Origin of the sequence: Klebsiella sp. RIT-PI-d, from assembly GCF_001187865.1 — a bacterium.
Classification (GTDB): Bacteria; Pseudomonadota; Gammaproteobacteria; order Enterobacterales; family Enterobacteriaceae; genus Superficieibacter.
The window spans coordinates 763,521-785,121 of sequence record NZ_LGIT01000009.1; the positions used below are offsets into that span (position 1 = coordinate 763,521).

At 53.3% G+C, this 21,601-nt stretch carries 20 protein-coding genes; 17 read left to right on the forward strand and 3 right to left on the reverse strand.

What is annotated here, in order from left to right:
• The first annotated feature begins 71 nt into the window (after positions 1 to 71).
• Both flgK and flgL read left to right on the forward strand, forming a co-directional pair.
• Positions 72 to 1,721, forward strand: a complete 1,650-nt coding sequence (flgK, locus tag AC791_RS10110) for a flagellar hook-associated protein FlgK (RefSeq protein WP_049840323.1) — start codon at positions 72 to 74, stop codon at positions 1,719 to 1,721.
• Positions 1,722 to 1,734: 13 nt separating this feature from the next.
• Complete coding sequence (flgL, locus tag AC791_RS10115) at positions 1,735 to 2,688, forward strand: flagellar hook-associated protein FlgL (protein WP_049840324.1); 954 nt, start codon at positions 1,735 to 1,737, stop codon at positions 2,686 to 2,688.
• A gap of 43 nt (positions 2,689 to 2,731) precedes the next feature.
• On the opposite strand, the gene AC791_RS10120 is transcribed toward flgL, so the two are convergent.
• Positions 2,732 to 3,937 (reverse strand): MFS transporter, encoded by a 1,206-nt coding sequence (locus AC791_RS10120; protein WP_049840325.1) that lies wholly within the window; start codon positions 3,935 to 3,937, stop codon positions 2,732 to 2,734.
• 107 nt (positions 3,938 to 4,044) lie between these two features.
• Here AC791_RS10120 and AC791_RS10125 point away from each other — a divergent pair, with 107 nt between their 5' ends.
• Entirely contained in the window at positions 4,045 to 4,980 is a 936-nt protein-coding gene (locus AC791_RS10125) for a LysR family transcriptional regulator (protein WP_049840326.1), read from the forward strand.
• A gap of 59 nt (positions 4,981 to 5,039) precedes the next feature.
• On the opposite strand, the gene rne is transcribed toward AC791_RS10125, so the two are convergent.
• A complete protein-coding gene (gene rne, locus AC791_RS10130) occupies positions 5,040 to 8,396 on the reverse strand; it encodes a ribonuclease E (RefSeq protein WP_049840327.1) in 3,357 nt (1,118 codons plus the stop codon).
• Positions 8,397 to 8,964: 568 nt separating this feature from the next.
• On the opposite strand from rne, the gene rluC reads away from it, so the two are divergent.
• Positions 8,965 to 9,918, forward strand: a complete 954-nt coding sequence (rluC, locus tag AC791_RS10135; protein ID WP_049840328.1) for a 23S rRNA pseudouridine(955/2504/2580) synthase RluC — start codon at positions 8,965 to 8,967, stop codon at positions 9,916 to 9,918.
• Positions 9,919 to 10,091: 173 nt separating this feature from the next.
• On the opposite strand, the gene AC791_RS10140 is transcribed toward rluC, so the two are convergent.
• The gene (locus AC791_RS10140; RefSeq protein ID WP_049840329.1) at positions 10,092 to 10,676 is read right to left on the reverse strand and encodes a Maf family protein; all 585 of its coding nucleotides are present in this window, start codon (positions 10,674 to 10,676) and stop codon (positions 10,092 to 10,094) included.
• A 145-nt stretch (positions 10,677 to 10,821) separates the two neighbouring features.
• Between AC791_RS10140 and yceD the strand changes: the two genes are divergently transcribed.
• From yceD to AC791_RS10205, 13 genes are all read left to right on the forward strand, one after another.
• Complete coding sequence (gene yceD / locus AC791_RS10145; protein WP_049840330.1) at positions 10,822 to 11,343, forward strand: 23S rRNA accumulation protein YceD; 522 nt, start codon at positions 10,822 to 10,824, stop codon at positions 11,341 to 11,343.
• 51 nt (positions 11,344 to 11,394) lie between these two features.
• A complete protein-coding gene (gene rpmF, locus AC791_RS10150) occupies positions 11,395 to 11,568 on the forward strand; it encodes a 50S ribosomal protein L32 (RefSeq protein ID WP_049840331.1) in 174 nt (57 codons plus the stop codon).
• Between the two features lie 131 nt (positions 11,569 to 11,699).
• Complete coding sequence (plsX, locus tag AC791_RS10155; protein WP_206742795.1) at positions 11,700 to 12,734, forward strand: phosphate acyltransferase PlsX; 1,035 nt, start codon at positions 11,700 to 11,702, stop codon at positions 12,732 to 12,734.
• Positions 12,735 to 12,740: 6 nt separating this feature from the next.
• Positions 12,741 to 13,694 carry a beta-ketoacyl-ACP synthase III gene (locus tag AC791_RS10160; protein ID WP_049840332.1) on the forward strand — a complete coding sequence of 318 codons (954 nt, stop codon included), beginning with the start codon at positions 12,741 to 12,743 and terminating at the stop codon, positions 13,692 to 13,694.
• Positions 13,695 to 13,709: 15 nt separating this feature from the next.
• Positions 13,710 to 14,639, forward strand: a complete 930-nt coding sequence (gene fabD, locus AC791_RS10165; protein WP_049840333.1) for an ACP S-malonyltransferase — start codon at positions 13,710 to 13,712, stop codon at positions 14,637 to 14,639.
• A gap of 12 nt (positions 14,640 to 14,651) precedes the next feature.
• Positions 14,652 to 15,386: a 3-oxoacyl-ACP reductase FabG gene (gene fabG / locus AC791_RS10170; protein WP_049840334.1), complete on the forward strand. Its 735-nt coding sequence runs from the start codon at positions 14,652 to 14,654 to the stop codon at positions 15,384 to 15,386.
• A gap of 210 nt (positions 15,387 to 15,596) precedes the next feature.
• Entirely contained in the window at positions 15,597 to 15,833 is a 237-nt protein-coding gene (gene acpP, locus AC791_RS10175; protein WP_000103754.1) for an acyl carrier protein, read from the forward strand.
• 86 nt (positions 15,834 to 15,919) lie between these two features.
• On the forward strand, positions 15,920 to 17,161 hold the full coding sequence (gene fabF, locus AC791_RS10180) for a beta-ketoacyl-ACP synthase II (RefSeq protein WP_049840335.1): 1,242 nt from the start codon (positions 15,920 to 15,922) through the stop codon (positions 17,159 to 17,161).
• 115 nt (positions 17,162 to 17,276) lie between these two features.
• Entirely contained in the window at positions 17,277 to 18,092 is an 816-nt protein-coding gene (gene pabC, locus AC791_RS10185; RefSeq protein WP_049840336.1) for an aminodeoxychorismate lyase, read from the forward strand.
• Positions 18,089 to 19,111, forward strand: a complete 1,023-nt coding sequence (gene yceG, locus AC791_RS10190) for a cell division protein YceG (RefSeq protein WP_049840337.1) — start codon at positions 18,089 to 18,091, stop codon at positions 19,109 to 19,111. The genes pabC and yceG overlap by 4 nt, the downstream gene beginning before the upstream one ends.
• The gene (gene tmk, locus AC791_RS10195; RefSeq protein WP_049840338.1) at positions 19,101 to 19,742 is read left to right on the forward strand and encodes a dTMP kinase; all 642 of its coding nucleotides are present in this window, start codon (positions 19,101 to 19,103) and stop codon (positions 19,740 to 19,742) included. Before yceG ends, tmk begins: the two co-directional genes overlap by 11 nt.
• Positions 19,739 to 20,743 carry a DNA polymerase III subunit delta' gene (gene holB / locus AC791_RS10200; RefSeq protein WP_049840339.1) on the forward strand — a complete coding sequence of 335 codons (1,005 nt, stop codon included), beginning with the start codon at positions 19,739 to 19,741 and terminating at the stop codon, positions 20,741 to 20,743. Before tmk ends, holB begins: the two co-directional genes overlap by 4 nt.
• Before the next feature lie 10 nt (positions 20,744 to 20,753).
• Positions 20,754 to 21,548 (forward strand): metal-dependent hydrolase, encoded by a 795-nt coding sequence (locus AC791_RS10205; RefSeq protein WP_049840340.1) that lies wholly within the window; start codon positions 20,754 to 20,756, stop codon positions 21,546 to 21,548.
• The last annotated feature ends 53 nt before the right edge of the window (positions 21,549 to 21,601 follow it).

The following is a 21,601-nucleotide window of genomic DNA, read 5'->3' on the forward strand; positions in this document are numbered from 1 at the left end:
CTCAAGTTCAGCACGCTCCTGCCGATAACTGTTAGCGGGACTCATGTCTGAAAGTGTAAAAAGGAACCTCCATGTCCAGTTTGATTAATAGCGCCATGAGCGGGCTTAGCGCAGCGCAAACCGCGCTCAATACCGTCAGTAATAATATTTCCAGCTATAACGTTGCGGGCTATACCCGTCAAACGACGGTATTTGCGCAATCGAATAGTACCCTCGGGGCAGGTGGCTGGATTGGCAACGGCGCGCAGGTGTCCGGTGTGCAGCGCGAATACGATGCGTTTATTACCAATCAGCTGCGCTCGGCGCAGAACCAGAGTGCCGGGTTGACCACGCGCTATGAGCAAATGTCAAAAATTGACGATATGCTCTCCAGCAATACCAATACACTTTCGACTACCCTGCAAAATTTCTTCTCCTCAATGCAAACGCTGGTGAGTAATGCGGAAGATCCGGCGGCGCGTCAGGCGGTAATTGGGAAAGCCGAGGGGCTGGTGAATCAGTTTAAAGTCACCGATCAGTATCTGCGCGATCAGGACAAGCAGGTCAATATTGCCGTCGGCTCCAGCGTTGAGCAGATCAATAACTACAGTAAGCAGATAGCGAATCTGAACGATCAGATTTCAAGACTGACCGGTGTCGGCGCAGGCGCTTCGCCTAACGACCTGCTGGATCAGCGCGACCGGCTGGTTTCTGAACTGAATAAAGTGGTCGGCGTTGAAGTCAGCGTTCAGGACAGCGGAACCTATAATCTGTCGATGGCAAACGGCTATACCCTGGTACAAGGCTCGTCGGCGCGTCAACTGGCCGCCGTACCATCCAGTGCCGATCCGTCACGTATTACCGTCGCGTATGTCGATCCGACGGCCGGTAATATCGAAATTCCTGAGAAGATGCTGACCAGCGGCTCTCTTGGCGGCATGCTCACCTTCCGCTCGCAGGACCTCGATCAAACCCGCAATACGTTGAACCAGATGGCGATGACCTTTGCTGACGCGTTCAATCAGCAGCACGGGAAAGGGATCGACGTCAATGGCGATGCGGGCGGCGATTTCTTTACTATTGGCAGCCCGGCAGTAGTCAGTAACAGCCGCAATACCGGCGGCGCAACGTTGACCGCTTCGGTCAGTGACAGCACCCGCGTACAGGCTACCGATTATAAAGTCGCTTATGATGGTACTAACTGGCAGGTGACGCGCCTGGCTGACAACACCACATTTACGGCAACGCTGGACAAGAGCACGAATTCCCTGAGTTTTGACGGACTGAACGTATCTATCAGCGGCACCAGCGCTAAAAAAGATGACAGCTTTGTGGTGAAGCCTGTTAGCGATGCCATTGTCAACATGAGCACGGCGATTAAAGATCCGGCCAAAATTGCCATGGGGCTGGATGATGATGCCAGCGGCGAGAGCGATAACCGGAACGGTCAGGCATTGCTGGATCTACAGAGTGCCAAAAAAGTTGGCGGCAGCAAAACGTTTAACGATGCGTATGCGACTCTGGTGAGCGATATTGGTAATAAAACCTCAACGCTCAAAACCAGCAGCACGACTCAAACTAACGTGGTTACCCAGCTGAGCAATCAGCAGCAGTCAATCTCCGGGGTAAACCTCGACGAAGAATATGGAAATCTGCAACGTTTCCAGCAGTATTATCTGGCGAATGCGCAGGTGATGAAAACGGCCTCGACGCTATTCGACGCGCTTCTCAACATGCGCTAAGGAAAGATGAACAATGCGTGTTAGCACTCAAATGATGTACGAGCAAAATATGCGTGGCATCTCCAGCTCGCAAACTGAATGGCTGAAATCGGGCGAACAGATTTCAACCGGCAAACGGGTTAGCAAGCCGTCGGACGATCCAATTGCCGCTTCGCAGGCAGTTGTCGTTTCGCAGGCGCAGGCGCAAAACAGTCAATATGGTCTGGCACGTACCTTTGCCACGCAGCGGGTATCGCTGGAAGAGAGTACGCTCGATCAGGTGACGAAAGCGATTCAGACCGCTCAGGAAAAGATCGTTAATGCCGGTACCGGAACCTTAAGCGATGATGACCGGGCTTCACTGGCCACCGACTTACAGGGCATCCGCGACCAGATCATGAACCTGGCGAATTCCACCGATGGCAACGGGCGCTATATTTTTGCCGGCTATAATACCGACAAAGCGCCCTTTTCTCAGGACAATGGTACCTATACCGGCGGCAAAACCAGCGTGACTCAGCAGGTTGACGCTGCACGCACAATGGTTATCGGCCATACCGGTAGCCAAATCTTTGACAGCCTGACCAGTAATGCCGTCGCTGAGCCTGGTGGTGCCGCTTCTGAAAGCAACGTGTTTGTTATGCTCGACAGCGCGATCGGCGCACTCAAAACGCCGGTGGCCGATGACGAAGAGGCGCAGGCCCTTGCCCAGGCGGCGGTAGATAAAACTAACCGCGGTCTGAAAAACTCGCTTAACAATGTACTAAGCGTACGTGCAGAGCTGGGTACGCAGCTTAACGAGCTGGAGTCACTGGATTCGCTGGGTGACGATCGGGCCCTGGCCCAGTCGCAGCAGATAAGTAATCTGGTGGATGTCGACTGGAATGCCGCCATCTCTTCTTACATGATGCAGCAGGCGTCACTTCAGGCCTCATATAAGACGTTCAGCGATATGCAGGGAATGTCTCTGTTCCAGATGAATAAATAATCCTGATATCGCTCCGGGTGACCGGAGCGATTTCTTTTTCAGCCTATCCTGCGGCATTTATAACGCGACGGTTGTCCACCAGGCGGATAACCAGTGCACAGGCTCCCATCAACGTCGCCAGCGTAATAACGCCGATCCAGCCGGTCAGTGCATAGAGTTTACTTCCCAGTACCGAACCCAGCGCCATTCCGATAAATACCACGGTGAACAGCAGGGCATTCAGACGCCCGCGCGCCTGCGGCTCCAGGCTATAGACCAGATTCTGATGCGCCACGAGGCTGGACTGTAAACCTAAATCAAAGCCTATGGCAGAAATGGCTATCAGCGCCAGTTGACCGTGTACCGATAGTGTCGGCAGCAGAAACATTAACGCGAAAGATACCGTCACCAGCAGAGCGCCCAGCTGGGTCACTTTGGCAGTACCGATTTTATCGGCCAGACTGCCCGCCAGTGGAGCGGCCAGCGCCCCGGCGGCCCCTGCAATACCAAAACCGCCAGCTACGGCACTGCCCATATGAAACTGTTCAAGCAGCATAATGGCAAGGGTTGACCAGAATGCGCTAAATGCCACAGCCAGTGCGCCCTGCGCCAGCGCTGCACGGCGTAGCGTCGGGTAATGTTGCCAGAGTTGCGCCATCGAGCGCAGTAGCGCTGTATAAGAAAGCGTTGATTGACCGCTAAAATTCGGCAGAACTTTCCACAATAATCCCCCGGTTAGCGCGATGCTCACCGCGGCGACCTGATACATAGCCCGCCAGCCAAAGGCTGCCCCCACCAGGCCACTGACGGTACGGGAGAGCAGTATTCCCAAAAGCAAGCCGGTCATTACCGCGCCAACCATTTTTCCTTGTTTACCTGCAGGGGCAAGAATGGCGGCGGCGGGAACAATATCCTGCGCCATGGTAGCCGCCATTCCGATAAACAAACTGATCAGTAACAGGGTATGGAGTCCATCACTAAGACTGCATAACAACAGGAGTACAGCCAGTACGGCGCTTTTCACCAGAATCAGAATACGTCGGTCATAACGATCGCCTAACGGCAGCAGGAGCAGGATGCCCAGAGCGTAACCGATCTGAGTCAGGGTCGGTATCAGTCCCATGCTGCTAATGCTGAGCTTCAAATCGGCTCCGATCAGCGGCAGCAGAGGCTGACAGTAATAAATGGCAGCCACACTAAAACCTGCGCCCAGCGCGAAGATAAATATGATCCCCCGGATCGTGTCGGGTGCCAGCGTACTTTCTTTCATCAGGATGTCCTCAATTACGTATGCCGCTATTTTTAACAACATTCAACTGGCGTGGTAGATAGCCAGGTGGTAAAACGGTTATACGTTTAACGTATGTCAGATTAGATGTGAATAAACTTGAGCGTATAGACCGTGTTGAGTTAATGCGCACCTTTGTGCGCATTATTGAGGCCGGATCGTTATCGGCAGCGGCCGTACGGATGAAAACAACTCAGGCGACTATAAGCCGCCGTTTACAGTCGCTTGAAACGTTGTTAGGAACCAAACTTCTTCTGCGCAGTACCCATGCGATGAAGTTGACCGATGACGGCGAGCGCTGTTATCAACATGCCAAAAAAGTTATTGATGCGTGGCTGGCGCTGGAAGAGGAGCTTCATGGCGCAGAAGAGGATCCTGTCGGCGTATTGAAAGTACGTGCGCCGCACGCTTTCGGTCAACAGCAACTGTTGACTCCGCTGGTCAGCTTTCTTCAGCGTTATCCGGGGCTCGCGGTAGAGTGGATGCTCAATGATAAGACGGTGGATTTTCTCAGCGATGATATTGATTGTGCCATTCGGGTGGGCGGTGAAGTCGATGTCACCACGGTTTCGGTGTTGCTGGCTGAAGTGCCGCGCAGTATTGTGGCCGCACCGGAACTGCTGGCGCGCTATCCGCAAATTAGCCATCCAGTACAGATGTCCGCTATGCCATGGATAGCTGTCAGTACCTTTTACCGTCACGAAATTGTGGTCACGCAGGCAGATACCGGGGAACGGAGCGTTGTCGCTATTCAGCCGCGATTAAGTACCGACAGCCTGTACGTTGCGCGCAATACTGCGCTGGCCGGGCTGGGACTGGCGTTAGTTTCAAGTTGGACAGTAGAAGAGGAGCTGGCTGGCGGCCAGTTAGTGGAAGTCTTACCGCACTGGCAGGCGGCCGCGCTGCCTGTGCATCTGGTATATCCGTGGGCGCGCTATTACCCGACGCGATTACGCACTTTTCTGGCGCTGATGCGTGAGGTGATGCCCGGCGTAACGGGGATGCGTCTGCCGGAAAGCCTGTAACATCCCCTGACTACAGACGTAAAAAAGCCGACCCTGAGGTCGGCTTTTATTGTGGCGTATTACTCTGCGGCTTGCGGACGCGTTGGTCCTGCCGAAGCGTGGTGGGTGGCACTGTGGCCTCCCGCTGCGCCTTTGCCATCGAAATCAAATGACGGGCGAACCCATTCGCTTTGACGCGGTGCTTCCGGCACATAATCCGGCGCAGGCGCGCGGGTCATTGGTGCGGTTGCATGGCTACGCGCTTTACCTTCAGCGCTGGACTTCTTCACAACGGTCGCAGATGACGCACTCTGCACGTCTTCAACTGCAGGCGTGGCAACCGGGACCGTTTCAGCCACTGGCGTAACGACAGGTACGGGCTCAGCCGCAGGTGTTACCACCGGCGCAGATCCCACTGCCATGTTTTCAGCTTCAACTTTAGCTTCAGTAGCGACAGACTGCGTCTCAACCGCTACAGGGGCTGCTGCTGGAGAAGCCTCAGGCTCCTGAGCAGGTTTTACCTCAATCGCCTCCTGCACACCAGATACTTCTTCTGCTACCGGCCCGGCAGGCGTTGCTGCTGCGGCTGTTTCTTTTGCCGTGGCTTCATCGGCATCGGCAATCAGCTGCGGCTGCTCGTCAACCGGGGCGGCGATAACCTCCGGATGCGCGGTATCGATGGCTGGTGCTTGTGGCTCATCAACCGTTACCTGCGGCTCAACAGTTTCTACCTCAGCCTGCGCTTTCGCTTCAACCTGAGCTTCTTCCATTACTGCCACAATAGCCTGTTCAACTTCAGCAACGACTGGCGCTGATGCTTCCTGCTGTTCAACTTCATTTTCCTGAGGACGAGCAACCGGATAACGGATCCACACTTTACCCGAGGCCATTTCTGGTGATGCGCAGGCAATCGTCAGCGGCATAGGGGACTGAACAGGATAACGCTCATCACGATAGCGACGACGACGCTGGCCACTCACGCGCAGGTGGCGCGGTGAGCGACGAGAGCGGCGCGGCATACCGTTGTTATCGCGGTTATCATTGTGCTCTTCATGCTGCTCTGGCGCAGTTTCAACAACCGCTGGCAGATCGCGTTTTGCCAGCTCAGTGCTTTCAGCGAACGTGTTCTGTACCGGCTCTGCGGCCACTGGAGGCTGCTCTGCGACAGGCGTTGACGGCTCGACGTTTTCAACAACCTCTGGCGCAACGTCAAAACGCACTTTCTGATTCAGCTGGCGCGGTTTACGGCGCTGCATCGTCTGAACGCGTTCTTCCTGTTCTGTCTCCTGAACCGGCTGTACTTCACGGTCGGCAACTTTTACATCCTGCACGTTTTGACGTTTATCGTCATTACGGCGACGGTTGCGATCGCGGCGCGGCTGCTGTTCTTCGCGCGCTTTAGGCTTATCGGCTTCTTCGCTTACGACAGTCTGACGCAGGTCGCGTGTTTCAGCGTTCTGCGGCTTTTCACGGCGATTACGACGATTATCTTCGCGCGTTTCGCGAGATTCGCTGCTGTCATTACGCTCGTTACGGTTATCACGACGATCGTTACGTTCATTGCGATCGCTGCGATCGTTACGGTCACGGCGGTTATTCTGACGTGGCTTACGGCGTTGTTCCTGAGAACGTTCCGGTTTCTCTTCAACCGTAACCGCTGGCTGTTCAACAGGTTTGCTTTCTTCTGTAGCAAACAGCTTCTTCAGCGCGGTCATAAAGCGAGAGAACAGACCTGGACCTTCTGCTGCTGGGCTGGCCGCAGGCGCAGTTGTTTGTACTGCTGGCGTCGCAGTAACGGGCGCTTCAGCAGCCGGTGGCGCAGGCGGTACATCCGGCATGGCAAAGGTTGCCAGCGCAGGCTGTTCCGGGCGCTTACGTTCCGACGTCTCTTCTTCAGACGGCAGCGCCATCGCTTCTTCATGCAGTTTCGGCAGAAGATAGCTGAGCATCGGCGTTTCTTCGCCTTTGCGCACGCGCAGTACCGAATAGTGCGGAGTCTGCATCTGATCGTTAGGGACGATCACGCAACGTACGCCGCCCTGACGGGTTTCAATGGCATTAACCGCGGTGCGTTTTTCGTTGAGCAGGTAGGATGCAATCGGAACCGGCACGATAGCATGTACTTCCTGGGTATTTTCTTTCAGCGCTTCTTCTTCGATCAGGCGCAGAATAGACAGCGACAGGGATTCATTGTCACGCACGGTGCCAGTACCGCTACAGCGCGGGCAGACATGATGACTGGACTCGCCCAGTGAAGGACTCAGGCGCTGACGCGACATTTCCAACAGACCAAAGCGGGAAATGTGGCTTATCTGAATACGTGCTCTGTCCTGACGAACGGCTTCACGCAGACGGTTTTCAACCGCACGCTGGTGGCGAACCGGGGTCATGTCGATAAAGTCGATAACGATCAGACCGCCCAGGTCACGCAGGCGCAGCTGGCGGGCAATTTCGTCTGCGGCTTCAAGATTGGTATTGAACGCCGTTTCTTCGATATCGCCCCCACGCGTAGCGCGTGCAGAGTTGATATCAATGGCGGTTAGCGCCTCGGTGGAGTCGATAACAATCGAGCCGCCGGAAGGCAGACGCACTTCACGCTGGAAAGCGGATTCGATCTGCGATTCAATCTGATAATGGCTGAACAACGGAATTTCACCGGTGTACAATTTGATTTTGCTGCTGAAATCCGGACGGCCCAGTGCAGAAATATGCTGACGCGCCATCTCCATGACTTTCGGGTTATCGATGAGGATTTCGCCAATGTCCTGACGCAGATAATCACGGAATGCGCGAACAATAACGTTACTTTCCTGATGGATAAGGAACGGAGCAGGGCGGCTTTCAGCGGCTTTTTTGATGGCGTCCCAGTGCTTAAGACGGAAGCTTAAATCCCACTGTAATGCTTCGGCAGATTTACCCACGCCCGCGGTACGAACGATAAGACCCATGCCATCCGGCAGCTCAAGACTTGCCAGCGCTTCTTTAAGCTCGGTACGGTCATCACCCTCGATGCGGCGGGAAATCCCCCCGGCACGCGGATTGTTCGGCATCAGGACCAGATAACTGCCTGCCAGGCTGATAAACGTCGTTAACGCAGCGCCTTTATTGCCGCGCTCTTCTTTATCAATCTGAACGATGACTTCCTGGCCTTCGCGCAGAACATCTTTGATGTTAGGGCGACCATGGGAGTTATAGCTGGCAGGGAAATACTCACGAGCGATTTCTTTAAGAGGAAGGAAACCGTGTCTTTCAGCGCCATAGTCAACAAATGCGGCTTCAAGGCTCGGTTCAATACGGGTGATTTTACCTTTGTAGATGTTCGCTTTTTTCTGTTCGTGGCCAGGACTTTCGATATCCAGGTCGTACAGACGCTGCCCATCAACAAGGGCGACACGCAACTCTTCTTGTTGAGTTGCGTTGATTAACATTCTTTTCATCGTAACTTACTCATTATTCTTACATTGACGACTAAGCTACGGGCAGAGTATTGCCTTTCCGGGGATGACCGATGGCCTCGTGTCTGTTCACGTCGCCAACCTCACGGTTGTCGCTCGCTTAAGAGGCGCAGAGTGTCGGTTGCCTGCGTTTCATACGGAAATACAGCGCAATTAACTGGGAAACAGCCTGGGAAAACTCTCCAGGGTCGATTCCATTTACCGGTAAGGACTACAACCCGTAGCCCGCTAACTGTCTGAAAGTTCAATACGTCTTACGCCATTGCTGCGTTGATGATCGGACAGACAAAACTGGTAATTCCGCAAAATTCCTTGTCTTAACAAGATTCAACACGGAAAACAGCACCATTATTCCATTGCTAACCTTATTATAGCAAGCTGGCTTTTACCTTTTATCACCCGCTTACTCACAGTTTTTTCACTTCGAAGTGAGATTGTTCTAATAACAACCACGAAACATCATGAAAACGCGGTGAGATTGGATGATGTTAAATATAAGCACAGAAAAATGAGTGGCGCTAATGCGGATGGCTAATTAAAATCGCCGGTTATGAAAAATGAGAATCCCTCCGTAAAAATGATTGCTATAACGGCTGATGAAGCCGGGCAACGAATTGATAACTTTTTGCGCACCCAGTTGAAAGGGGTGCCAAAGAGCATGATTTATCGCATCTTGCGTAAAGGTGAGGTACGGGTAAATAAAAAACGCATAAAACCTGAATATAAGCTGGAAGAGGGCGATGAAATTCGCGTTCCTCCGGTGCGAGTGGCAGAACGTGAAGATGCCGCCGTTTCACCGCATCTGCAAAAAGTCGCGGCCCTGGAGAATGTCATTCTTTATGAAGATGACCATATTCTGGTGCTTAACAAGCCATCGGGGACGGCGGTGCACGGCGGCAGCGGCCTGAGTTTCGGCGTGATTGAAGGTTTACGTGCTCTGCGTCCGCAAGCGCGCTTCCTGGAACTGGTGCATCGTCTGGATCGTGACACTTCTGGCGTGCTTCTGGTTGCGAAAAAACGTTCGGCGCTGCGTTCACTGCATGAACAACTGCGCGACAAAGGCATGCAGAAGGATTATCTGGCACTGGTACGCGGTCAGTGGCAGTCGCATGTAAAATCCATTCAGGCTCCGCTGTTGAAAAATATTTTGCAAAGTGGCGAGCGTATTGTGCGGGTTAATCAGGAGGGCAAGCCGTCTGAAACCCGTTTTAAAGTGGAAGAACGTTTCGAGCATGCCACCCTGATGCGTTGCAGTCCGGTCACCGGACGTACGCACCAGATCCGCGTGCATACGCTGCACGCCGGTCACCCGATTGCGTTTGACGATCGCTACGGCGACCGCGAATTTGACAAACAGCTGGCCGGAACCGGGCTTAACCGACTGTTTCTTCATGCCGCCGCGCTGAAATTTACCCATCCGGGTACCGGTGACGTATTGCGCATTGAAGCGCCGCTGGATGACGGGCTTAAACGGTGCCTGCAGGTATTGCGTAGCGCGAAGTAAACATAAGTACCCAGGCCCGGCGGTGTTGCGCTTGCCGGGCCTGCGACCGAGGCTCAGCGATACCATCATTCACAGGGTACAAAGCCCGACGATACCGCTATTTGTAGGCCGGATAAGGCGAAGCCGCGATATAGCGCACCGCAGCCGGATATGCCCTCATCCCCACAGTTCTTTTATCCTAACAGTGGATTCATCTCTTCACGGCGCAGCATTTGGCATAGCGCAATCAGCGGCAGACCGACCAGCGTATTCGGATCGCGGCCTTCCAGCCTTTCAAAGAGGGCAATCCCGAGTCCTTCGCTTTTAAAACTGCCTGCGCACTGGAGTGGATTTTCTCTGCGGACATAATCGCCGACCTCCTGTTCGCTTAAATGACGGAAATGAACATCAAATGGCTCGCATTCAGTTTGTAAATGTCCGGTCGCCGAATTATAAAGCGCCAGCCCGGTATAAAAGGTGACGATATTACCGCTGGCGTACAGTAATTGCTGACGCGCTTTTTCTTCAGTAAGGGGTTTACCGGCTATTTCTCCGTTCAGCACACAGACTTGATCTGATCCAATGATTAAATGCTGCGGGAAACGTTTTGCCAGCGACTGCGCTTTAGCCTGGGCCAGACGCAGTACCAGATGACGCGGTGTTTCACCCGGCAACGGCGTTTCGTCAGTATCCGGTGCGGCACACTCAAACGCCATCCCCAGTTTTTCAAGTAGCGTACGCCGCCACGGTGAAGTCGATGCAAGAATAAGTCGGCTCATATATATTTTTTCATTCACATATAGCGTATCGGATGGCCTCATTTTAAACTATAGGCCGCAATGTGTGCGAATTATTGGCAAAAGGCATCCTCAGGTTGCCTTTTTCTTTGACTCTATGACATTACAAAGTTAATATGCGCGCCCTATGCAAAAGGTAAAATTACCCCTGACTCTTGACCCGGTTCGTACGGCTCAAAAACGCCTCGATTACCAGGGTATTTATACTCCCGATCTGGCGGAGCGCGTCGCCGAGTCTGTTGTCAGTGTGGACAGTGATGTAGAATGCACGATGTCATTCGCTATCGATAACCAGCGTCTTGCGGTCATTACCGGTGATGCGAAGGTTACGGTAACGCTTGAGTGTCAGCGTTGCGGGAAACCGTTTGTACGTCACGTTCACACAACGTATTGTTTTAGCCCCGTTCGTTCCGACGAACAGGCTGAAGCACTCCCGGAAGCGTATGAGCCGATTGAGGTTAACGATTTCGGTGAAATCGATCTGCTGGCGATGGTAGAAGATGAAATCATCCTCTCCTTGCCGGTAGTTCCGGTGCATGATTCTGAACACTGTGAAGTGTCCGACGCGGACATGGTCTTTGGCGAACTGCCTGAAGAGGCACAAAAACCAAATCCATTTGCCGTATTAGCCAGCTTAAAGCGTAAGTAATTGGTGCTTCCCGTTAACCTGGGGAAAAACCGTAATTGAGGAGTAAGGTCCATGGCCGTACAACAAAATAAACCAACCCGTTCCAAACGTGGCATGCGTCGCTCTCATGACGCTCTGACCGCAGTTACCAGCCTGTCTGTAGACAAAGCGTCTGGTGAATCCCACCTGCGTCACCACATGACTGCCGACGGTTTCTACCGTGGCCGCAAGGTTATCGCTAAGTAATCACGCGATACTCAACGACGTTATCATTGCAGTTCGCTGCCACGAGAACGTTGACGAGTGTAAGCGTGGTGAAGCTTAGTGAGGAACTCCCCGTGTACGCGGGGATTACCAAACCGGGCAGCGACGATATCTTGACTCATCTAACCCTGGCGTTAGATGTCATGGGGGGCGATTTTGGTCCTTCCGTGACAGTGCCTGCAGCTTTGCAGGCACTGAACTCTAATTCGCAACTCATACTCCTCCTGGTCGGCGATCCCGACGCTATCACGCCATTACTCGCCAGAGCTGACTTTGAACAACGTTCACGTCTGCAGGTTGTTCCTGCGCAGTCAGTTATTGCCAGTGATGCCCGCCCCTCGCAGGCTGTACGTAACAGCCGGGGCAGTTCCATGCGTATTGCGCTGGAACTGGTGAAAGAAGGGCGTGCCGAAGCCTGTGTAAGTGCGGGCAATACCGGCGCGCTAATGGGGCTGGCGAAATTATTGCTCAAACCCATTGAGGGTATTGAGCGCCCGGCGCTGGTGACGATCCTTCCTCATCAGCAAAAAGGAAAAACGGTGGTACTCGATTTGGGAGCCAACGTAGACTGCGACAGTAAAATGCTGGCGCAGTTTGCCGTGATGGGTGCGGTGATGGCGGAAGAGGTCATTGGCATTACCCAGCCGCGTGTTGCGCTGCTAAACATTGGTGAAGAAGAAACTAAAGGGCTGGATAATATCCGCCAGGCATCAGAATTACTCAAAAAAGTGCCCTCGATAAACTATATTGGCTACCTTGAAGCCAATGAACTGTTAACCGGGAAAACCGATGTTATGGTCTGTGACGGCTTTACGGGCAACGTCACATTGAAGACCATGGAAGGTGTTGTAAGAATGTTTCTCTCGCTGCTGAAATCACAGGGTGAAGGGAAAAAAAGGTCGTGGTGGCTGTGGTTATTAAAACACTGGTTACAAAAAAGCCTGACAAGGCGATTCAGTCACCTCAACCCCGACCAGTATAATGGTGCCTGTCTGTTAGGATTACGCGGTACGGTGATTAAGAGTCATGGTGCAGCCAATCAGCGCGCGTTTAGCGTCGCGATTGAACAGGCAGTGCAGGCGGTGCAGCGACAAGTCCCCCAGCGGATTGCCGCTCGCCTGAAATCTGTATTAGCGAAAAGTGACTGAGCGTACATGCATACGAAGATTATTGGTACCGGCAGTTATCTGCCCGCACAAGTGCGAACTAACGCCGATTTGGAAAAAATGGTCGACACGTCTGACGAGTGGATTGTCACCCGTACAGGTATCCGTGAACGCCGTATTGCTGGGCCGAATGAAACCGTTTCGACAATGGGCTTCGAGGCGGCAAAGCGTGCGCTGGACATGGCGGGCATTGATGCCGGACAGATTGAACTAATTATTGTTGCCACAACTTCGGCGACCCATGCTTTTCCCAGTGCAGCCTGCCAGATCCAGAATATGCTGAAGATCAAAGGCTGTCCGGCATTTGATATTGGTGCAGCCTGCGCAGGGTTTACGTATGCGCTGAGCGTTGCCGATCAGTATGTCAAATCCGGTGCCGTAAAACATGCTCTGGTCATTGGCGCTGACGTCCTGGCCCGTACGTGCGATCCTACCGATCGCGGTACGATCATCATCTTTGGTGATGGCGCAGGCGCAGTGGTGCTGAGCGCGTCTGAAGAGCAGGGGATTATTTCTACTCATCTTCATGCCGACGGTCGCTATGGCGAACTGTTAACGCTGCCGAATCTGGATCGCGTTAATCCAGATAATCCTGTCCACCTGACTATGACCGGTAATGAAGTCTTTAAGGTTGCGGTGACTGAACTTGCGCACATCGTTGATGAGACGCTGGAAGCTAACAATCTTGAACGTTCTCAGCTCGACTGGCTGGTACCGCATCAGGCTAACCTGCGTATTATTAGCGCCACGGCGAAAAAGCTCGGAATGTCGATGGACAACGTTGTCGTTACGCTTGATCGTCATGGCAACACGTCCGCTGCATCAGTGCCGTGTGCACTGGACGAAGCCGTTCGCGACGGGCGCATCAAACGCGGTCAACTGGTGCTGCTGGAAGCATTCGGCGGCGGTTTTACCTGGGGCTCAGCGCTGGTTCGCTTCTAAATAAAGGATAATAACATGACGCAATTTGCATTCGTTTTTCCGGGACAGGGTTCGCAGGCCGTTGGCATGCTGGCTGAAATGGCCGCCGCTCACCCGGTTATTGAAGAGACGTTCCGTGAAGCCTCTGCGGCGCTGGGTTACGATCTTTGGGCGTTAACGCAGAATGGTCCGGCTGAAGAGCTGAACAAAACGTGGCAGACGCAGCCTGCGTTGCTGGCCGCATCCGTTGCGCTGTATCGCGTGTGGCAACAGCAGGGTGGTAAAGCGCCTGCGCTGATGGCTGGACACAGCCTGGGTGAATACTCGGCGCTGGTTTGTGCTGGCGTCATTGACTTCGCAGATGCACTACGTCTGGTTGAGCTGCGCGGCAAATTTATGCAGGAAGCGGTTCCTGCGGGTGTCGGTGCGATGTCGGCCATCATTGGTCTTGACGATGCGGCGATTGCCAAAGCGTGTGAAGAGTCCGCGCAGGATCAGGTTGTCTCTCCGGTGAACTACAACTCGCCAGGACAGGTGGTTATCGCCGGACATAAAGATGCCGTTGAACGTGCCGGTGCTGCCTGTAAAGCCGCAGGCGCTAAGCGTGCGTTGCCGCTGCCTGTCAGCGTACCGTCCCACTGCGCGCTGATGAAACCGGCGGCAGAAAAACTGGCGGCCGAGCTGAAAAACATCACCTTTAACGCACCCTCTGTACCGGTTGTTAATAACGTTGACGTTAAGTGTGAAACCGCGCCTGACGCAATTCGTGATGCGCTGGTGCGCCAGCTTTACAGTCCGGTACAATGGACCAAAAGCGTTGAATTTATGGCTTCTCAGGGCATTGAGCATCTCTATGAAGTCGGTCCAGGCAAGGTGCTTACCGGCCTGACCAAACGTATTGTTGACACCCTGACCGCCTCGGCACTCAATGAGCCGCAGGCGCTGTCAGCGGCGATTGCACAATAAAAGAGGAATACCATGAGTTTTGAAGGAAAAGTCGCGCTGGTTACCGGTGCAAGCCGTGGCATTGGCCGTGCAATCGCGGAAACGCTGGTTGCACGCGGCGCAAAAGTGATTGGCACCGCGACCAGCGAAAATGGCGCGCAGGCTATCAGCGAGTATCTGGGTAGTAACGGTAAAGGTTTTATGCTGAATGTGACCGATCCAGCATCTATCGAATCTGTTCTGGGAAATATTCGCACAGAATTTGGTGAAGTTGACATTCTGGTGAATAATGCAGGCATTACACGTGATAACCTGTTAATGCGCATGAAAGACGATGAGTGGAATGACATTCTCGAAACGAATCTTTCATCGGTATTCCGTCTGTCAAAAGCGGTATTGCGCGCTATGATGAAAAAGCGTCATGGGCGTATTATTACCATCGGTTCTGTTGTTGGGACCATGGGAAATGCGGGTCAGGCTAACTATGCTGCGGCAAAAGCGGGTCTGATCGGCTTTAGTAAATCGCTGGCACGTGAAGTTGCGTCCCGCGGTATTACGGTAAACGTTGTTGCTCCGGGCTTTATTGAAACGGACATGACGCGTGCGCTCTCTGAGGAGCAGCGTGCGGGTATTCTGGCGCAAGTTCCGGCGGGTCGTCTTGGTGATGCAAAAGAAATCGCCAGTGCGGTTGCATTTTTAGCCTCTGACGAGGCGGGTTACATCTCTGGTGAGACCCTGCACGTCAACGGCGGAATGTACATGGTTTAACCACAATGCACCCGGAATGCTCATGAACCGCGCAAACCGCACGTTTTTAAGCATAAACAGGTGCAAAATAGTTTGCGTTATTGAGGGGTTCACCCGCAAAATAGCGTAAAATCGTGGTAAGAACTGCCGGGATTTAGTTGCAAATTTTTCAACATTTTATACACTACGAAAACCATCGCGAAAGCGAGTTTTGATAGGAAATTTAAGAGTATGAGCACTATCGAAGAACGCGTTAAGAAAATTATCGGCGAGCAGCTGGGCGTTAAGCAGGAAGAAGTGACCAACAATGCTTCCTTCGTTGAAGACCTGGGCGCAGATTCTCTTGACACCGTTGAGCTGGTAATGGCTCTGGAAGAAGAGTTTGATACTGAGATTCCGGACGAAGAAGCTGAGAAAATCACTACCGTTCAGGCTGCCATTGATTACATCAACGGTCACCAGGCGTAAGTGAACATCTCCAGGCGGTCATTCGACCGCCTGAGTTTTATCTTTTTGTCCCACTAGAATCATTTTTCCCTCCCTGGAGGACAACCGTGTCTAAGCGTCGTGTAGTTGTGACCGGACTGGGCATGTTGTCTCCTGTCGGCAATACCGTAGAGTCTACCTGGAAAGCTCTCCTTGCCGGTCAGAGTGGCATCAGCCTGATCGACCATTTCGATACTAGCGCCTATGCAACGAAATTTGCTGGCTTAGTAAAGGATTTTAACTGTGATGACATCATCTCGCGCAAAGAACAGCGCAAGATGGATGCCTTCATTCAATATGGAATTGTTGCGGGCTGGCAGGCCATGCAGGATTCTGGCCTCGTTGTGACGGAAGAGAATGCATCCCGTATCGGCGCTGCTATCGGCTCCGGCATCGGCGGTCTCGGTCTTATCGAAGATAACCACACCTCGTTGTTCAACGGTGGTCCTCGTAAGATTAGCCCGTTTTTTGTGCCGTCTACCATCGTTAACATGGTAGCAGGTCACCTGACGATTATGTTGGGACTACGTGGGCCAAGTATTTCAATTGCGACTGCCTGTACCTCCGGCGTGCATAACATCGGCCAGGCCGCGCGTATGATTGCGTACGGTGATGCTGATGCCATGCTGGCAGGCGGTGCTGAAAAAGCCAGTACGCCGCTGGGCGTAGGCGGATTTGGCGCAGCGCGTGCGCTGTCTACCCGCAATGATAATCCGCAGGCGGCAAGTCGCCCGTGGGATAAAGACCGTGACGGTTTTGTGCTGGGCGACGGTGCCGGTATTATCGTGCTTGAAGAGTACGAACATGCCAAAAAGCGTGGCGCTAAAATTTATGCGGAAATTATCGGTTTCGGCATGAGCAGCGACGCTTATCATATGACCTCTCCACCTGAGAATGGTGAAGGTGCTGCGCTGGCAATGGCTAATGCCATTCGCGATGCCGGTATCGACGCCAGCCAGATTGGCTATGTGAACGCTCACGGCACATCCACACCTGCCGGTGACAAAGCAGAAACTCAGGCGGTGAAAACGGTCTTTGGTGATGCAGCGCGAAGCGTAATGGTCAGCTCGACGAAGTCGATGACAGGCCACCTGCTGGGCGCCGCCGGAGCAGTAGAATCCATCTACTCTATTCTGGCACTGCGCGATCAGGCTATTCCGCCGACCATCAACCTGGATAATCCGGATGACGGTTGCGATCTCGACTTCGTCCCGCATGAGGCTCGTCAGGTTAGCGGACTGGAGTATGCCCTGTGCAACTCCTTCGGCTTTGGCGGTACTAACGGTTCGCTGATCTTTAAAAAGATCTAAAAGACGTCAGAGACCCTCTTTAAAAGCCCGCTTTGGCGGGCTTTTTCAATTCCGTTTTCTCCGCTTGTTCTTCGGCTGCCATCCTGCCAGACTGTCCGGCTCAAAAGGAGCCCCCATGTTCTTAACAAATGGTAAAAAACATCACACCTTAGACGTTGCAGATCGGGCCATACAATTTGGCGACGGCTGTTTTACTACGGCCAGGATCGCGGCGGGACAAATTGCACTGCTGGATGCTCACATCCAGCGTCTGCGGTCTGCCTGCGAACGGCTGTGGATACCCTTTGAGAACTGGGCCGATCTGCGTCAAGAAATGCAGCAGTGCGCTACCGTAAAAGGCGAGGGGGTGCTCAAAGCGATCGTTACCCGCGGCCCGGGCGGGCGGGGGTACAGTGCGGCGGCGTGCCACACTCCGACACGCATCATTGCCGTTTCTGACTATCCTGCCCATTTTTCTCGCTGGCGCGATGAAGGTATCACCCTGACGCTTAGCCCTGTGCGTCTGGGGCGTAATCCACATCTGGCAGGTATTAAACACCTCAATCGCCTTGAGCAAGTTCTGATCCGTACGCAGCTTGAACAAACTGATGCTGATGAGGCGCTGGTGCTTGATAGTGAAGGCTGGTTAACGGAATGCTGTGCCGCCAATATCTTCTGGCGCAAAGGCCAGACGATTTTTACGCCGCGTCTTGAAAGTGCAGGCGTGGCGGGTATTATGCGTCAACATTGTCTGCAGCATTTGTCGACCTCAGCCTATCTCATCAGAGAAGTTCAGGCGTCGGTAACAGAGCTGGTTGACGCCGATGAAGTTATTATCTGTAATGCGCTTCTGCCGCTGGTCCCGGTTCGTTGTTGGGAAGGAACTGAGTGGCCTTCACGCGAGCTTTATCAATTTTTACTCCCACGTTGTGAGCCATTGATTACATCATGAAGAAATTATTATGTCTTATCCTTCTGTTACTGGTTGTGCTGGGGATCGCCGCCGGTGCAGGTATGTGGAAAGTTCGCCATCTGGCGAGCAGTAAACTGCTGATTAAAGAGGATGTAATCTTTACCCTCAACGCCGGCACTGGCCGAATGGCGCTGGGTGAGCAACTTTACAATGAGAAAGTCATTAATCGCCCGCGCGTTTTCCAGTGGCTACTGCGCATTGAGCCCGATCTTTCACACTTTAAAGCCGGAACTTATCGTTTTACGCCGGATATGAGCGTGCGTGATATGCTCATGCTGCTGGAAAGTGGTAAAGAAGCACAGTTTCCCCTGCGCCTGGTTGAGGGAATGCGGGTCAGCGACTATCTGCGACAGCTTCGTGACGCGCCCTACATTCAACACACTCTAAAAGATGACAGTTATGCAACCGTGGCTGAGGCGCTGAAACTGGAACATGCGGATTGGGTGGAAGGCTGGTTCTGGCCAGATACCTGGATGTATACCGCCAATACTACCGATGTAGCCTTGCTTAAGCGCGCGCATCACAAAATGCTTACCGCAGTCGATAAAGCCTGGGAGGGACGTGCGGAGGGGCTACCTTTCACAGATAAAAATCAGCTTATGACCATGGCTTCCATCATTGAGAAAGAGACTGCCGTGGCCAGCGAACGCACGCGTGTTGCCTCCGTCTTTATCAATCGCCTGCGCATTGGCATGCGTCTGCAAACCGACCCAACGGTGATTTATGGGATGGGCGAGAGTTATAATGGCAACCTGACGCGTAAAGATCTGGAGACGCCAACCGCGTATAATACCTACGTGATTGCCGGAATGCCGCCAGGCCCAATTGCCGTACCGGGCGCAGCTTCACTTAACGCCGCCGCGCACCCGGAAAAAACGCCGTATCTCTATTTTGTTGCCGATGGTAAAGGCGGGCATACCTTTAATACTAACCTTGCCGGCCATAATCGATCGGTGCAGGACTACCTGAAAGCAAGAAAGGAAAAAAATGCGCAGTAAATACATTGTCATTGAGGGGCTGGAAGGCGCGGGTAAAACGACCGCGCGTGACGTCGTGGTGCAGACATTGCAGGAGCAGGGGATCGCTGATTTACTGTTCACACGCGAACCTGGCGGCACGATTCTGGCTGAGAAACTGCGCAGCCTGGTACTCGACATCCAGTCCACTGGCGATGAAAAAATCAATGTTAAAGCGGAAGTGCTGATGTTCTATGCTGCCCGCGTACAGCTGGTTGAGACGGTGATCAAACCTGCGCTGGCCAGCGGAAAGTGGGTCATTGGTGACCGGCACGATCTCTCGACTCAGGCTTACCAGGGGGGGGGACGCGGCGTAGATCGTACTATGCTGGCCACCCTGCGCAATGCGGTACTGGGCGACTTTCGTCCGGACCTGACGCTATACCTGGATGTAACGCCTGAAGTGGGCCTCACGCGCGCCCGCGCGCGCGGCGAATTAGATCGCATTGAGCAGGAATCGCTTAACTTTTTCAACCGCACGCGTGCACGTTATCAGGAGCTGGCCGCCGCAGATAACACCATTATCACTATTAATGCGACACAACCGCTGGAAAACGTGATGCATGATATTCGTGAAACTATTACCGCCTGGGTACAGGAGCAGGGGGAATGAAATGGTATCCGTGGCTGCGCCCCCACTTAGAATCGCTGATTGCCAGCTATCAGGCCGGGCGGGGTCATCATGCCTTGTTGCTCCATGCGCTGCCCGGAATGGGAGCGGATTCGCTACTGTATGCTATTAGCCGCTATTTGATGTGCCAGCGTCCGCAAGGATATAAGAGCTGCGGGCAATGCCACAGTTGCCAGTTGATGCAGGCGGGAACGCACCCGGATTACTATGTTCTGGCCCCTGAAAAAGGGAAAAGTTCGCTGGGAATTGATGCTGTGCGTGAGCTAAGCGAAAAGCTTTATGAACATGCCCGGCTGGGCGGGGCTAAAGTTGTCTGGCTCAATGATGCTGCGTTACTGACGGATGCCGCCGCCAATGCGTTACTTAAAACGCTCGAAGAGCCGCCGGCAAATACCTGGTTTTTACTGGGTTGTCGTGAGCCTGCGCATCTGCTGGCAACCCTGCGTAGCCGCTGTCGACTGCATCATCTTGCGCCACCAGCGGAGTCATATGCACTGGCGTGGCTGGCAAGGGAAGTGACAGCGTCACAGGAAGTCTTGCTGACCAGCCTGCGCCTGAGCGGAAATGCGCCTGCGGCAGCACTCGAACTTCTCCAGGCTGACACCCTGAAAACCCGGCAGCAGCTTTGTCAGGAACTGGACGTGGCGCTGACCCGGCACGACTGGCTATTGCTTTTGCCGACCCTTAATCATGAAGATGTGGCGATGCGTCTGCACTGGCTGGCGACGCTGTTGCTCGACGCGCAAAAAATAAAGCAGCACATCACCTGGTTGACGAATGCTGATGCCATCCCGCTGGTCACGCGTCTGGCAAACGAGCTGTCCGCCGGCAGATTACGGGCTATTGCTCAGGAAATTTGTTATTGTCGCGAACAATTATTGACCGTCCCCAGCCTCAACCGCGAATTGACGCTGACCGATCGTTTGCTACGCTGGGAGCATTATCTGCAACCCGGCGTGGCACTCCCTGTTTCACACCTCTGAGAGAGACATTATGTTTTTAGTCGACTCACACTGCCATCTTGATGGCCTCGATTATCAATCTTTGCATAAAGACGTCGACGACGTGCTGGCAAAAGCGGCAGCCCGCGATGTGAAATTTTGTCTTGCGGTAGCGACCACGCTGCCGGGTTACCGTAGCATGCGCGCGCTGGTGGGCTGTCGCAATAACGTCGTATTTTCCTGTGGCGTTCACCCGCTGAATCAGGATGAGACGTATGACGCAGACGAACTACGCACCCTGGCAGCCGAAGAAGGCGTCGTTGCCATGGGTGAAACCGGCCTTGATTATTTTTACACTCCTGAAACAAAAGCGCGTCAACAGCGCTCTTTTCGCGATCACATTCGCATTGGACGTGAGCTGAATAAGCCAGTCATTGTGCATACCCGCGATGCACGCGCTGATACATTGCAGATCTTGAGTGAAGAAAAGGTGACGGATTGCGGTGGAGTACTACACTGTTTTACGGAAGATCGTGAAACAGCGGGAAAGTTACTGGATATGGGTTTTTACATCTCCTTTTCTGGCATTGTCACCTTCCGTAACGCCGAACAATTGCGTGATGCCGCGCGCTATATACCACTCGATCGCCTGCTGGTGGAAACGGACTCCCCTTATCTTGCCCCCGTACCGCATCGGGGCAAAGAAAATCAGCCGGCAATGACGCGTGATGTCGCTGAATATATGGCCGTGCTGAAAGGGGTGACGCTTGAGCAACTGGCGCAGCATACTACACAGAACTTCGCCAGCCTGTTTCATATCGATCCTCTTCGCCTGCAAAGCGCCTGATAATCTTTTTTTTAGTACTCGTAATTAATGACCGAAGCGAGTAAAGTTCACCG

Bases quoted from the DNA above. Each gene is read 5' to 3' on its own strand.
- holB (WP_049840339.1), top strand. From the start codon at position 19,739: ATGAAATGGTATCCGTGGCTGCGCCCCCACTTAGAATCGCTGATTGCC.
- pabC (WP_049840336.1), top strand. From the start codon at position 17,277: ATGTTCTTAACAAATGGTAAAAAACATCACACCTTAGACGTTGCAGAT.
- tmk (WP_049840338.1), top strand. From the start codon at position 19,101: ATGCGCAGTAAATACATTGTCATTGAGGGGCTGGAAGGCGCGGGTAAA.
- AC791_RS10120 (WP_049840325.1), bottom strand. From the start codon at position 3,937: ATGAAAGAAAGTACGCTGGCACCCGACACGATCCGGGGGATCATATTT.
- yceG (WP_049840337.1), top strand. From the start codon at position 18,089: ATGAAGAAATTATTATGTCTTATCCTTCTGTTACTGGTTGTGCTGGGG.
- rluC (WP_049840328.1), top strand. From the start codon at position 8,965: ATGAAAAATGAGAATCCCTCCGTAAAAATGATTGCTATAACGGCTGAT.
- rne (WP_049840327.1), bottom strand. From the start codon at position 8,396: ATGAAAAGAATGTTAATCAACGCAACTCAACAAGAAGAGTTGCGTGTC.
- yceD (WP_049840330.1), top strand. From the start codon at position 10,822: ATGCAAAAGGTAAAATTACCCCTGACTCTTGACCCGGTTCGTACGGCT.
- fabD (WP_049840333.1), top strand. From the start codon at position 13,710: ATGACGCAATTTGCATTCGTTTTTCCGGGACAGGGTTCGCAGGCCGTT.
- flgL (WP_049840324.1), top strand. From the start codon at position 1,735: ATGCGTGTTAGCACTCAAATGATGTACGAGCAAAATATGCGTGGCATC.
- AC791_RS10140 (WP_049840329.1), bottom strand. From the start codon at position 10,676: ATGAGCCGACTTATTCTTGCATCGACTTCACCGTGGCGGCGTACGCTA.
- acpP (WP_000103754.1), top strand. From the start codon at position 15,597: ATGAGCACTATCGAAGAACGCGTTAAGAAAATTATCGGCGAGCAGCTG.
- fabG (WP_049840334.1), top strand. From the start codon at position 14,652: ATGAGTTTTGAAGGAAAAGTCGCGCTGGTTACCGGTGCAAGCCGTGGC.
- flgK (WP_049840323.1), top strand. From the start codon at position 72: ATGTCCAGTTTGATTAATAGCGCCATGAGCGGGCTTAGCGCAGCGCAA.
- AC791_RS10205 (WP_049840340.1), top strand. From the start codon at position 20,754: ATGTTTTTAGTCGACTCACACTGCCATCTTGATGGCCTCGATTATCAA.
- rpmF (WP_049840331.1), top strand. From the start codon at position 11,395: ATGGCCGTACAACAAAATAAACCAACCCGTTCCAAACGTGGCATGCGT.
- AC791_RS10160 (WP_049840332.1), top strand. From the start codon at position 12,741: ATGCATACGAAGATTATTGGTACCGGCAGTTATCTGCCCGCACAAGTG.